This is a genomic window from Streptomyces sp. NRRL WC-3618 (assembly GCF_001280005.1).
Lineage (GTDB): Bacteria > Actinomycetota > Actinomycetes > Streptomycetales > Streptomycetaceae > Streptomyces.
The window spans coordinates 30,108-42,943 of sequence record NZ_LGDW01000393.1 but is presented as its reverse complement, the minus strand read 5'-3'; the positions used below and the strand labels follow the sequence as shown (position 1 = coordinate 42,943).

General features: G+C 68.9%; 11 protein-coding genes. 9 read left to right on the top strand and 2 right to left on the bottom strand.

Annotated features, from left to right (window positions below; genetic code table 11):
* The 3 genes from secF (at position 1) to ADL01_RS27390 (ending at position 4,375) form a co-directional block, all read left to right on the top strand.
* The gene (gene secF, locus ADL01_RS27400; RefSeq protein ID WP_053744683.1) at positions 1 to 1,107 is read left to right on the top strand and encodes a protein translocase subunit SecF; all 1,107 of its coding nucleotides are present in this window, start codon (positions 1 to 3) and stop codon (positions 1,105 to 1,107) included.
* Positions 1,104 to 1,643: an adenine phosphoribosyltransferase gene (locus tag ADL01_RS27395; RefSeq protein WP_053744682.1), complete on the top strand. Its 540-nt coding sequence runs from the start codon at positions 1,104 to 1,106 to the stop codon at positions 1,641 to 1,643. The genes secF and ADL01_RS27395 overlap by 4 nt, the downstream gene beginning before the upstream one ends.
* A gap of 194 nt (positions 1,644 to 1,837) precedes the next feature.
* Positions 1,838 to 4,375, top strand: a complete 2,538-nt coding sequence (locus ADL01_RS27390; RefSeq protein ID WP_053744681.1) for a RelA/SpoT family protein — start codon at positions 1,838 to 1,840, stop codon at positions 4,373 to 4,375.
* A gap of 96 nt (positions 4,376 to 4,471) precedes the next feature.
* On the opposite strand, the gene ADL01_RS27385 is transcribed toward ADL01_RS27390, so the two are convergent.
* Both ADL01_RS27385 and ADL01_RS27380 read right to left on the bottom strand, forming a co-directional pair.
* Positions 4,472 to 5,701 carry a DUF349 domain-containing protein gene (locus tag ADL01_RS27385; RefSeq protein WP_053744680.1) on the bottom strand — a complete coding sequence of 410 codons (1,230 nt, stop codon included), beginning with the start codon at positions 5,699 to 5,701 and terminating at the stop codon, positions 4,472 to 4,474.
* Between the two features lie 134 nt (positions 5,702 to 5,835).
* Positions 5,836 to 6,660 (bottom strand): peptidylprolyl isomerase, encoded by an 825-nt coding sequence (locus ADL01_RS27380; RefSeq protein WP_053744679.1) that lies wholly within the window; start codon positions 6,658 to 6,660, stop codon positions 5,836 to 5,838.
* Positions 6,661 to 6,838: 178 nt separating this feature from the next.
* On the opposite strand from ADL01_RS27380, the gene ADL01_RS27375 reads away from it, so the two are divergent.
* The 6 genes from ADL01_RS27375 (at position 6,839) to ADL01_RS27350 (ending at position 12,834) form a co-directional block, all read left to right on the top strand.
* Positions 6,839 to 7,561, top strand: coding sequence for an MBL fold metallo-hydrolase (locus ADL01_RS27375; RefSeq protein WP_053744678.1), 723 nt, complete (start codon positions 6,839 to 6,841; stop codon positions 7,559 to 7,561).
* 12 nt (positions 7,562 to 7,573) lie between these two features.
* Positions 7,574 to 8,836, top strand: a complete 1,263-nt coding sequence (hisS, locus tag ADL01_RS27370) for a histidine--tRNA ligase (protein ID WP_053744677.1) — start codon at positions 7,574 to 7,576, stop codon at positions 8,834 to 8,836.
* Positions 8,837 to 9,163: 327 nt separating this feature from the next.
* Entirely contained in the window at positions 9,164 to 9,823 is a 660-nt protein-coding gene (locus ADL01_RS27365; protein ID WP_053744676.1) for a vitamin K epoxide reductase family protein, read from the top strand.
* Positions 9,824 to 9,867: 44 nt separating this feature from the next.
* Positions 9,868 to 11,223: a replication-associated recombination protein A gene (locus tag ADL01_RS27360; RefSeq protein WP_053744675.1), complete on the top strand. Its 1,356-nt coding sequence runs from the start codon at positions 9,868 to 9,870 to the stop codon at positions 11,221 to 11,223.
* 299 nt (positions 11,224 to 11,522) lie between these two features.
* Entirely contained in the window at positions 11,523 to 12,137 is a 615-nt protein-coding gene (rpsD, locus tag ADL01_RS27355) for a 30S ribosomal protein S4 (protein WP_006381762.1), read from the top strand.
* 250 nt (positions 12,138 to 12,387) lie between these two features.
* Positions 12,388 to 12,834 carry a DUF948 domain-containing protein gene (locus ADL01_RS27350; protein WP_053744674.1) on the top strand — a complete coding sequence of 149 codons (447 nt, stop codon included), beginning with the start codon at positions 12,388 to 12,390 and terminating at the stop codon, positions 12,832 to 12,834.
* Positions 12,835 to 12,836 lie beyond the last annotated feature (2 nt).

Below are 12,836 nucleotides of genomic sequence, written 5' to 3'. Positions count from 1 at the left end.
ATGTCGAAACTCGGCACCCTCGGCGCCCGGCTCCACCGCGGCGAGATCGGCTACGACTTCGTCGGCAAGCGTTTCATCTGGTACGGCATCTCGATCCTGATCACCATCACGGCCATCCTCGGTCTGACGGTGCGCGGCCTGAACATGGGCATCGAGTTCGAGGGCGGTGCCGTCTTCACCGTCGAGAAGACCAGCGTTTCGGTGAGTCAGGCCGAGAAGTACGCGGAAGCGGCTTCCGGCCACGACGCGATCGTCCAGACGCTCGGCAAGGACGGCCTGCGCATCCAGGTCGCCACCATCGACACCAAGAAGGCGGACGAGGTCTCGGCGCAGCTCGCCAAGGACCTCGGCGTCCCCGAGAAGGACATCAACGGTGAGCTGGTCGGCCCCAGTTGGGGTGACCAGATCGCCAACAAGGCCTGGCAGGGCCTGGTGATCTTCATGATCCTGGTGGTGATCTATCTGGCGATCGCCTTCGAGTGGCGCATGGCCGTGGCCGCGCTCGTGGCACTGATCCACGACATCACCATCACGGTCGGCATCTACGCCCTCGTCGGCTTCGAAGTGACGCCAGGCACGGTGATCGGTCTGCTGACGATCCTCGGTTACTCGCTCTACGACACGGTCGTCGTCTTCGACAGCCTCAAGGAACAGACGAAGGACATCACCAAGCAGACCCGCTACACGTACAGCGAGATCGCCGACCGGTCGATCAACGGCACCCTGGTCCGCTCCATCAACACCACGGTGGTCGCGCTCCTCCCCGTCGCCGGCCTGCTGTTCATCGGTGGCGGTGTGCTCGGCGCGGGCATGCTGAACGACATCTCGCTGTCGCTGTTCGTCGGCCTCGCGGCCGGTGCGTACTCCTCGATCTTCATCGCCACGCCGCTCGTCGCCGACCTCAAGGAGCGCGAGCCGCAGATGAAGGCGCTCAAGAAGCGCGTCCTGGCCAAGCGCGCCCAGGGCGAGAGCCCGGTGTCCCAGGTCAGCGCCGAGCGGCCGTACGACGACGAGGACGACGAAGCCGCTCCGGCGGTCGTCGGCCCGCGCAACCAGCCGGCCTCTCGCAGCCGGGGTCGCGGCCGTCCCTCGGGCAAGCGCCGATGACCGGCGTCCAGGAGCTGCTGCTCAGCCGTATCCGCGATGTGGCGGACTACCCGGAGCCGGGGGTGATGTTCAAGGACATCACCCCGCTCCTGGCGGACCCGGAGGCGTTCACCGCGCTCACCGACGCCCTGGCCGAGATCGCTGTCCGCAGCGGTGCCACGAAGATCGTCGGTCTGGAGGCGCGCGGCTTCATCCTGGGCGCCCCGGTCGCGGTCCGGGCGGGCCTCGGGTTCATCCCCGTCCGCAAGGCGGGCAAGCTCCCCGGAGCCACGCTCAGCCAGGCGTACGACCTGGAGTACGGCTCCGCCGAGATCGAGGTGCACGCCGAGGACCTGAGCGCGGGCGACCGCGTCCTGGTGATCGACGACGTACTGGCCACGGGCGGCACCGCCGAGGCGTCCCTCCAGCTGATCCGGCGGGCCGGCGCGGAGGTCGCCGGTCTGGCGATCCTCATGGAGCTCGGGTTCCTCGGCGGCCGGCAGCGGCTCGAACCCGCTCTCTCGGGAGCGGTGCTGGAGGCGCTGATCACCGTCTGAGGCAACCCGCAGGGGCTGCCTGGAAGTACGCGGAGCGAACGAGGCGGGTATCGGAGGAATCCGGTGCCCGCCTCTCGTGTTTCTCCTGTACAAGGCCGTCTCAGCGGCCTGGAAGCGATGCCGGAGCCCGGGATCGCTACCATGGGGTCCCCGGAGCCTGACCGGGGGACCCGGAACGCGCACGAGGAGTCCTCTTGGCAGACGAGGCCCAGCCCCTGACCGCCGCCAAGTCCGAGCCTGGCTCGGAGCCCGCGGCGACGCCCGCGCGGACCGCGAACAGCGACGCGCAAGGGCGGGTCGAGCACGCCCAGTCCGCGCCCGCCGACCGCGCGGCCGAGCCCTCGCGGCCCAAGCCGGGCACGCCCGAGCCCGCTCCCACCCCGGCTCCCGCACCCGCGCCCGCGGTCCGCCCGGCCTCCGGCCAGCCCGCCCGCTCCGCCTCCCCCAACCGCGTACGCGCCCGGCTGGCCCGGCTCGGCGTGCAGCGCTCCAACCCGTACAACCCGGTCCTCGAGCCGTTGCTGCGCGCGGTGCGCAGCAACGACCCGAAGATCGAGACGGCGACGCTGCGCCAGATCGAGAACGCCTACCAGGTCGCCGAGCGGTGGCACCGCGGTCAGAAGCGCAAGAGCGGCGACCCGTACATCACCCACCCGCTGGCCGTCACCACCATCCTCGCCGAACTGGGTATGGACCCGGCGACCCTGATGGCGGGCCTGCTGCACGACACGGTCGAGGACACCGAGTACGGCCTCGACCAGCTCCGCCGCGACTTCGGCGACTCGGTCGCGTTGCTCGTCGACGGCGTCACCAAGCTGGACAAGGTCAAGTTCGGCGAGGCCGCGCAGGCCGAGACGGTGCGCAAGATGGTCGTCGCCATGGCCAAGGACCCGCGCGTCCTGGTCATCAAGCTCGCGGACCGGCTGCACAACATGCGCACCATGCGCTACCTCAAGCGCGAGAAGCAGGAGAAGAAGGCGCGCGAGACGCTGGAGATCTACGCGCCGCTCGCCCATCGCCTGGGCATGAACACCATCAAGTGGGAGCTGGAGGACCTCGCCTTCGCGATCCTCTACCCCAAGATGTACGACGAGATCGTCCGGCTGGTGGCCGAGCGGGCACCGAAGCGTGACGAGTACCTGGCCATAGTGACCGACGAGGTGCAGAGCGATCTGCGCGCGGCCCGCATCAAGGCCGCCGTCACCGGCCGCCCGAAGCACTACTACAGCGTCTACCAGAAGATGATCGTACGAGGCCGCGACTTCGCGGAGATCTACGACCTGGTGGGCATCCGCGTCCTCGTCGACACCGTCCGGGACTGCTACGCGGCCCTCGGCACCGTGCACGCGCGCTGGAACCCGGTCCCCGGCCGGTTCAAGGACTACATCGCGATGCCGAAGTTCAACATGTACCAGTCGCTGCACACGACGGTCATCGGGCCCAACGGCAAGCCCGTCGAACTCCAGATCCGAACGTTCGACATGCACCGCCGGGCCGAGTACGGCATCGCCGCGCACTGGAAGTACAAGCAGGAGGCCGTCGCCGGCGCCTCCAAGGTGCGTTCGGACCAGCCGAGGACCACCGGCAAGGACGACCACCTCAACGACATGGCCTGGCTGCGGCAGCTGCTCGACTGGCAGAAGGAGACCGAGGACCCCAGCGAGTTCCTGGAGTCCCTGCGCTTCGACCTGTCCCGCAACGAGGTCTTCGTCTTCACGCCCAAGGGCGACGTGATAGCGCTTCCGGCGGGCGCGACCCCGGTCGACTTCTCGTACGCGGTGCACACCGAGGTCGGCCACCGGACCATAGGGGCACGGGTCAACGGCCGCCTCGTACCGCTCGAGTCGACGCTCGACAACGGCGACCTGGTGGAGGTGTTCACCTCCAAGGCGGCCGGCGCGGGACCTTCCCGCGACTGGCTCGGCTTCGTCAAGTCGCCGCGCGCCCGCAACAAGATCCGCGCCTGGTTCTCCAAGGAGCGCCGGGACGAGGCGATCGAACAGGGCAAGGACGCCATCGCGCGCGCGATGCGCAAACAGAACCTGCCGATCCAGCGCATCCTCACCGGTGACTCCCTCGTCACCCTCGCCCACGAGATGCGCTACCCGGACATCTCGTCCCTGTACGCGGCGATCGGCGAGGGCCATGTGGCCGCGCAGAACGTCGTACAGAAGCTGGTACAGGCGCTCGGCGGCGAGGAGGCGGCCACCGAGGAGATCGACGAGTCCGTCCCGTCCGTCGGCGGCCGGGGCCGTAAGCGGCGCAGCAACAACGACCCGGGTGTGGTCGTCAAGGGTGTCGACGACGTCTGGGTGAAGCTCGCCCGCTGCTGTACACCCGTACCGGGCGACCCGATCATCGGTTTCGTCACGCGCGGTAGCGGCGTATCGGTCCACCGCAACGACTGCGTGAACATCGAGTCACTGTCCCGGGAGCCCGAGCGCATCCTCGACGTCGAGTGGGCGCCCACCCAGTCCTCGGTCTTCCTGGTCGCCATCCAGGTCGAGGCCCTGGACCGCTCCCGCCTCCTCTCGGACGTCACCCGCGTCCTGTCCGACCAGCACGTCAACATCCTGTCGGCGGCCGTCCAGACGTCGAGGGACCGGGTGGCCACCTCCCGCTTCACCTTCGAGATGGGCGACCCCAAACACCTGGGACACGTCCTGAAGGCCGTCAGGGGCGTCGAGGGCGTGTACGACGTGTACCGGGTGACCTCGGCCCGCAGGCCGTAACCACGAGCGGTACGCAGGTACGCAGAGGGGCTCCCGTACGAGATGTACGGGAGCCCCTCTGCGTAACGTCGTGCGGGAGAACCGGCGAGAAAAAGCCTAGCCGCCGAACTCCTGCAGGCCCTTGAGTGCCTGGTCGAGCAGCGCCTGGCGGCCGTCCAGCTCCTTCTGGAGCTTGTCGGCCCTGGCGTTGTTGCCCTGCGCCCGGGCGGTCTCGATCTGGCCGGCGAGCTTGTCCACGGCCGCCTGGAGCTGACCGGTCAGACCCTCGGCACGCGCGCGTGCCTCCGGGTTCGTCCGGCGCCACTCGGTCTCCTCGGACTCCTGAAGGGCCCGCTCGACCGTGTGCATCCGGCCCTCGACCTTCGGGCGGGAGTCACGCGGCACATGGCCGATGGCCTCCCAGCGCTCGTTGATCGAACGGAAAGCGGCCCGCGCCGCCTTCAGGTCCGTGATCGGCAGGAGCTTCTCGGCCTCGCCGGCCAGCTCCTCCTTGAGCTTGAGGTTCTCGGTCTGCTCCGCGTCCCGCTCGGCGAAGACCGAACTGCGCGCCGCGAAGAACACGTCCTGGGCGCCGCGGAAACGGTTCCACAGGTCGTCCTCGAACTCGCGCTGCGCACGGCCGGCGGCCTTCCAGTCCGTCATCAGCTCGCGGTAGCGAGCCGCCGTCGGACCCCAGTCGGTCGACGCCGACAGCGCCTCCGCCTCCGCGACCAGCTTCTCCTTGACCTTGCGGGCATCCTCGCGCTGCGCGTCCAGGGACGCGAAGTGCGCCTTGCGGCGCTTGGAGAACGCCGAACGGGCGTGCGAGAAGCGGTGCCACAGCTCGTCGTCCGACTTCCGGTCGAGCCGCGGCAGCCCCTTCCAGGTGTCCACCAGCGCGCGCAGCCGCTCACCGGCGGACCGCCACTGGTCGGACTGCGCCAGCTCCTCCGCCTCGACGACCAGCGCCTCCTTGGCGTGCCGCGCCTCGTCGGACTGCTTGGCCCGCTGCTGCTTGCGCTCTTCGCGGCGGGCCTCGACGGTCTCGACGAGCTTGTCCAGCCGGACCTTCAGCGCGGCCAGATCGCCGACCGCGTGGTGGGAGTCCACCTGCTCGCGGATGTGGTCGATCGCCACCTGGGCGTCCTTCGAGGACAGGTCGGTGGTCTTGACTCGCTTCTCGAGGAGGCCGATCTCGACAACCAGGCCCTCGTACTTGCGCTCGAAGTAGGCCAACGCCTCCTCGGGGGAGCCGGCCTGCCAGGAACCGACGACCTGCTCACCGTCGGCAGTACGCACGTACACGGTCCCCGTCTCGTCGACGCGGCCCCACGGGTCGCTGCTCACAGCGCCTCCTCCACATGATGCCTGCGGAGGGCTCTGCACCCCCGGGCATCGTCCACAGTTTCGTCACGGCCAACATAGGCGACCGGCAGGGATGCTGTCCGCATCCCGCGCGACCGAAGTTTCGCAGTTGACAGTCAGGATTTCGTTACGGTCGCCTTGTTGATCACAACGGTCGCATTCGGTGCGCCGTCGCCCTGTCCCGTGGCCTCACCGGCCGCGGCGATTTTCTTGAGCACCGTCATACCCGACGCGGAAATCGTGCCGAACGGTGTGTAACTGGGCGGCAGCTGACTGTCCTTGTAGACCAGGAAGAACTGGCTGCCACCGGTGTGCGCCTGGCCGGTGTTGGCCATGGCGATCGTGCCCGCCGGGTAGGTGCCGCCCTTGAGACTCTTGTCCTTCAGGTTCTCGTCCGGAATGGTGTAGCCGGGGCCGCCCATACCGGTGCCCTTCGGGTCACCGCACTGCAGCACGTAGATGCCGTTCGTGACGAGCCGGTGGCACTTGCTGTGATCGAAGTAGCCCTTGCTCGTCAGGAAGTCGAACGAGTTCACCGTGTGCGGCGCCGCGGCCGTCTTCAGGGCGATGTCGATGTCGCCGCACGTCGTCGCGAGCTTCATGTCGTACGTCGCCGACTTGTCGATGGTCATCGCCGGCTCCTTCTTCCAGCTCAGCGACTTCACCGCCCCCTCGGCAGGCTTCGCACAGGGGTCCGGCCCCTTGCTGGGCTTGGCGCTCGGAGTGACCTCGGCGCTCGCGTTGGCCTTCGACTTGCTGTCGTCGTTCTTGAAGACCCCGGTCGCGTACGACAGCACACTGCCCACGACGATCACGCCGAGGACCGACGCGATCACCGAGTTGCGCACGTTCGACTTGCGCCGCGCGGCCGTACGCCGCTGCTGCTGCCGCAAGAACTTCTCCCGGGCGAGCTGTCGCCGCCGCTGTTCCTGGGTGACCACCGGTTTCTCTCCTCATGCGTCTCGTGCGTCAACTGGGACGCTTGCGTCTTGTGTGCCGATCGCCTGCGTGTGCCCCGTACCGTATATGGGTTCGCTGAGGAAACGGCAGCGCCGGTAGGCTCTGCGGCACTGCCACCCACCCCGTACGACCACGTACGCCACAAATCGAAGGACGATCGTGCTCATTGCCGGGTTCCCGGCCGGCGCCTGGGGGACGAACTGTTATCTGGTCGCCCCCGCCGCCGGCGAGGAGTGCGTGATCATCGACCCGGGCCATCAGGCCGCCGAGGGAGTCGAGGAGACGCTGAAGAAGCATCGGCTCAAGCCCGTCGCCGTCGTCCTCACCCACGGCCACCTCGACCATGTGGCCTCGGTCGTCCCAGTGTGCGGCGCGCACGGCGTCCCGGCGTGGATCCACCCCGACGACCGCTACATGATGAGCGACCCGGAGAAGGCGCTCGGGCGTTCCATCGGGATGCCGCTGCTGGGCGAGCTGACCATCGGGGAACCGGACGACGTCAAGGAGCTGACGGACGGCGCGCGGCTGGAACTGGCGGGATTCGAGCTGAGCGTGGCGCACGCGCCGGGCCATACCAAGGGGTCCGTGACGTTCAGGATGCCCGAGACCACGGACATCCCGTCCGTGTTCTTCTCGGGCGACCTGCTCTTCGCCGGCTCCATCGGACGCACCGACCTGCCCGGCGGTGACATGGCCGAGATGCTCGAGTCGCTGGCCCGGGTGTGCCTGCCGCTCGACGACTCGACCGTGGTGCTGTCCGGCCACGGCGCCCAGACGACCATCGGCCAGGAGCGCGCCACCAACCCGTATCTGCGGCAGGTGGCGGCCGGCCTTCAAGATCGCGGCGAGGGCCCGAACTCCCCTCACCGACGAGGAATGTGACGAGAGACCCCCGTGAGCACCTTTAGGGCCCCCAAGGGCACGTACGACCTGATCCCGCCGGACAGCGCGAAGTACCTGGCGGTACGGGAAGCGATCTCCGCCCCGCTGCGAAACTCCGGCTACGGCTACATCGAGACGCCCGGCTTCGAGAACGTCGAGCTGTTCGCGCGCGGTGTCGGTGAGTCGACGGACATTGTCACCAAGGAGATGTACACGCTGCAGACCAAGGGCGGCGACATGCTGGCCCTGCGCCCCGAAGGCACGGCGTCGGTCCTGCGCGCGGCCCTGGAGGCCAACCTCCACAAGCTGGGCAACCTCCCGGTCAAGCTCTGGTACTCGGGCTCGTACTACCGCTACGAGCGCCCCCAGAAGGGCCGTTACCGTCACTTCTCGCAGGTCGGCGCCGAGGCGATCGGCGCGGAGGACCCGGCGCTGGACGCCGAGCTGATCATCCTGGCGGACCAGGCGTACCGGGAGCTGGGCCTGCGTGACTTCCGCATCCTGCTGAACTCGCTGGGCGACAAGGAGTGCCGTCCGGTCTACCGGGCCGCGCTGCAGGACTTCCTCCGGGGCCTCGACCTGGACGAGGAGACGCTGCGCCGGGCCGACATCAACCCGCTGCGGGTACTGGACGACAAGCGGGACGACGTCCAGAAGCAGCTGGTGGGGGCGCCGCTGCTGCGGGACTACCTGTGCGACGCGTGCAAGACGTACCACGAGGAAGTGCGGGCGTTGCTGGTGGCCCAGGGCGTCGCCTTCGAGGATGACGCCAAGCTGGTCCGCGGCCTGGACTACTACACGCGTACGACGTTCGAGTTCGTCCACGACGGTCTGGGGTCCCAGTCCGCGGTGGGCGGCGGTGGGCGCTACGACGGCCTGTCCGAGATGCTCGGCGGCCCCGCGCTGCCGTCGGTGGGCTGGGCGCTGGGTGTCGACCGTACGGTGCTGGCGCTTGAGGCGGAGGGCGTCGAGCTCGAACTCCCCTCCGCGACAAGCGTGTTCGCGGTGCCACTCGGCGAGGAGGCTCGCCGGGTGCTGTTCGCGAAGGTCACGGAGTTGCGCAAGGTGGGGGTCGCGGCGGACTTCTCGTACGGGGTGAAAGGCCTCAAGGCCGCTATGAAGGCGGCCAACAGGTCGGGCGCCCGCTTCGCCCTCGTCGCCGGTGAACGCGACCTTGCCGAGGGCGTCGTCCAGCTGAAGGACATGGAGTCCGGCGAGCAGACGGCGGTCGGCGTGAACGAGATCGTGGCGGAACTCGAGTCGAAGCTGGGCTGAGGCAGCTGGGCTGAGGCGGCGGGGGCGCTCTCGCCCCGCCGCCCTTGCCCGCTCCGTCAACCTGGCGGGTGCCGATTCGTCCTGCCGGACGATTCCGGCGCGTGATGAGCGCCACGCGCGTGTGCCCATGGTCGTGTCACGCCCGCGCCATCGGTTCCCATCAGCCCGGACACGTCGTACGTCCACCACGTGTTCCCTCGCGTGAGCCGCCAGGTCCTCGTGCCTCGCGCGCGCCTTCTTAATCTCCACCGAACGGTGGGCACGCGCCCGCGTGCGGCACAATGACCGTGCCCGCCAACCCTCCTCTGGAAGCAACGGAACGGCGTGATGACCAAGACGACAGTGACGAAGGACGGCGCCTCCACCGACCAGCCCGAGCCCCCCGCCGAGGCCTCGCGCTCCGTGGGCGGAAGCCGCGCCTTCGCGGTGATGCTGTTGCTCACCGGTGCGGCCGGACTGCTCGCGGCATGGGTCATCACGATCGACAAGTTCAAGCTGCTGGAAGCCAAGGTCGCGGGCACGACGTTCACGCCCGGCTGCAGTCTCAACCCCGTGGTGTCCTGCGGCAGCGTGATGGAGAGCAAGCAGGCCGCCGCCTTCGGGTTCCCGAACCCGATGCTCGGCCTCGTCGCCTACGGCATCGTCATCTGCGTCGGCGTGAGCCTGCTCACCGGGGCGCGCTTCCCGCGCTGGTACTGGCTCACCTTCAACGCGGGCACGCTCTTCGGTGTCGGATTCTGCACCTGGCTGCAGTTCCAGTCCCTGTACCGGATCAACGCGCTGTGCCTGTGGTGCTCCCTGGCCTGGGTCGCGACGATCATCATGTTCTGGTACGTGACCTCGTTCAATGTCAGGAACGGCTTCATTCCCGCGCCGAAGTGGCTCAGGACCTTCTTCGGTGAGTTCACCTGGGTGGTGCCCGTCCTGCACATCGGCATCATCGGGATGCTGATCCTGACCCGCTGGTGGGACTTCTGGACCAGGTGACAGCGCCGAAGGCATTGTCAGTGGCGTGACATAGGGTTTTCCACGTGGAGCCCGACCTGTTCACCGCAGCCGCAGAAGCACGCCAGGAGAAGGACCCGTCCAGCAGCCCCCTGGCCGTGCGGATGCGCCCCCGTGTCCTCGACGAGGTCGTGGGCCAGCAGCACCTGCTGAAGCCGGGCTCACCGCTGCGCAGGCTCGTCGGCGAGAGCGCGGGCGGACCCGCCGGACCGTCCTCCGTGATCCTCTGGGGGCCGCCCGGCACCGGCAAGACGACCCTGGCGTACGTCGTCTCCAAGGCCACCAACAAGCGCTTCGTCGAGCTGTCGGCGATCACCGCGGGCGTCAAGGAGGTCCGCGCGGTCATCGACGGGGCCCGCCGCGCGACCGGCGGTTTCGGCAAGGAGACCGTCCTCTTCCTCGACGAGATCCACCGCTTCAGCAAGGCCCAGCAGGACTCCCTGCTGCCCGCCGTCGAGAACCGCTGGGTGACCCTCATCGCGGCGACCACCGAGAACCCGTACTTCTCGGTGATCTCCCCCCTCCTCTCCCGCTCCCTCCTCCTCACCCTCGAACCCCTCACGGACGACGACCTGCGCGGCCTGCTGCGCCGCGCGCTCACCGACGAGCGGGGCCTCAAGAGCGCCGTCACCCTCCCCGAGGACACCGAGGAACACCTGCTGCGGATCGCCGGCGGAGACGCCCGCCGGGCCCTGACCGCCCTCGAGGCCGCCGCCGGGGCCGCGCTCGACAAGGGCGACGCGGACATCACCCTCCAGACCCTGGAGGAGACCGTCGACCGGGCGGCCGTGAAGTACGACCGTGACGGCGACCAGCACTACGACGTGGCCAGCGCCCTCATCAAGTCCATCCGGGGCTCCGACGTCGACGCCGCCCTTCACTACCTCGCCCGCATGATCGAGGCCGGCGAGGACCCGCGCTTCATCGCCCGCCGCCTGATGATCTCCGCCAGCGAGGACATCGGCCTCGCCGATCCGAACGCGCTGCCGATAGCCGTCGCCGCCGCGCAGGCCGTCGCCATGATCGGCTTCCCGGAGGCCGCCCTCACCCTCAGCCACGCCACCATCGCCCTCGCCCTCGCCCCCAAGTCCAACGCCGCGACGACGGCGATCGGCGCCGCCATGGAGGACGTACGCAGAGGGCACGCGGGCCCCGTGCCGATGCATCTGCGCGACGGGCACTACAAGGGCGCCGCCAAGCTCGGCCACGCGCAGGGATACGTGTACCCGCACGACCTGCCCGAAGGAATCGCCGAGCAGCAGTACGCGCCGGAGGAGCTCAAGGACCGTACGTACTACGAACCGACCCGGCACGGAGCCGAGGCCCGGTACGCGGACGCGGTCGAGTGGACCAGGAGACACCTCGGTCGAAAGCGGCCCTGAGCACCTGTAGAATCCTGCGCAGTGCTGCGTCCCGTGTCCGACTCCGGTCGGCGCCTCAGGCGGGACATCCAGCCGGATCTTCTGATCCAGGAGCGTCGCGCACCTTCGTAGGTGTCGCGGGCAGCCCACCACCACCCGGGGTTCTGGGAACGGTCGGTGGGCCGTTCGTGTGCTGCACGTATGTGCCCAGCACAGGGGAACGGCTGCCTGGCGAGTCCCTCGTGGACCTGCCGGGAATCCCCGGCTGCGGATGCGACCTCCCGTAACCCTGAGGCAGCCGAAAAGGAAAAGGAAAAGAAGTGGCGAACCAGTCCCGCCCCAAGGTCAAGAAGTCGCGTGCCCTCGGCATCGCGCTGACCCCGAAGGCCGTCAAGTACTTCGAGGCCCGTCCCTACCCGCCGGGTGAGCACGGTCGTGGCCGCAAGCAGAACTCGGACTACAAGGTCCGTCTGCTGGAGAAGCAGCGTCTGCGCGCGCAGTACGACGTGTCCGAGCGCCAGCTCGTCCGCGCCTACGAGCGTGCCGCCAAGACGCAGGGCAAGACCGGTGAGGCCCTGGTCATCGAGCTGGAGCGTCGTCTCGATGCCCTGGTTCTGCGTTCGGGCATCGCCCGCACGATCTACCAGGCCCGCCAGATGGTCGTTCACGGCCACATCGAGGTCAACGGTGGCAAGGTCGACAAGCCGTCGTTCCGTGTCCGTCCCGACGACGTCGTGATGGTCCGCGAGCGCAGCCGCAGCAAGACGCTGTTCGAGGTCGCGCGCGCCGGTGGCTTCGCCCCCGACGGTGAGACCCCGCGCTACCTGCAGGTGAACCTCGGCGCCCTGGCCTTCCGCCTGGACCGCGAGCCGAACCGCAAGGAGATCCCGGTGATCTGCGACGAGCAGCTCGTCGTCGAGTACTACGCCCGCTGATCCAGCGGTCGCGGTACTCGGTACCACCGGCTTCGCGCCTCGGCCCGTCGTTTCCCCGCCCTCAACGGCGGGGGAACGGCGGGCTTTCGCGTACGACCCGTGCGCGGCGAGCGCGGCACCGACAGGTCCCGTCCGGGTACGGGGAGTCGTCCGCGGCGCGATAGGGTCGGGGCGACTTTCGAAGTAAGCGGAACTGAAGTGACGTACCCCAGAACTTCAGTTGATCTACGAGCGCAGAGAGCGGTGCGGTGTGACCGGTGGAGAGGTTGCCGGGATCCTGGTGGCCGTCTTCTGGGCGATCCTGGTCTCCTTCCTCGCGGTGGCGCTGGTGAGGCTGGCCCAGACGCTCAGGGCGACCACCAAGCTGGTCGCGGAGGTGACGGAACAGGCCGTGCCGTTGCTGGCCGACGCCTCCCAGGCCGTGCGCTCCGCACAGACGCAGATCGACCGGGTCGACGCCATCGCCACCGACGTCCAGGAGGTCACCTCCAACGCGTCGGCGCTGTCCACCACCGTCGCCTCGACCTTCGGCGGCCCGCTCGTCAAGGTCGCCGCGTTCGGTTACGGCGTGCGCCGGGCGATGAGCCGCACCAGGGCCGACGACGCGCCCGCGCCCGCACGGGCCCGGCGCACGGTCATCGTCGGCCGCACCGTCCCGGCCCCGAAGGGTCAAAAGCGCCGCAGGCAGAAGGGCTGAAC

What these genes read in the sequence shown, in the direction of transcription:
- secF (WP_053744683.1), top strand. Translation starts at nt 1, where the DNA reads ATGTCGAAACTCGGCACCCTCGGCGCCCGGCTCCACCGCGGCGAGATC.
- ADL01_RS27395 (WP_053744682.1), top strand. Translation starts at nt 1,104, where the DNA reads ATGACCGGCGTCCAGGAGCTGCTGCTCAGCCGTATCCGCGATGTGGCG.
- ADL01_RS27365 (WP_053744676.1), top strand. Translation starts at nt 9,164, where the DNA reads ATGACCAAGACGACAGTGACGAAGGACGGCGCCTCCACCGACCAGCCC.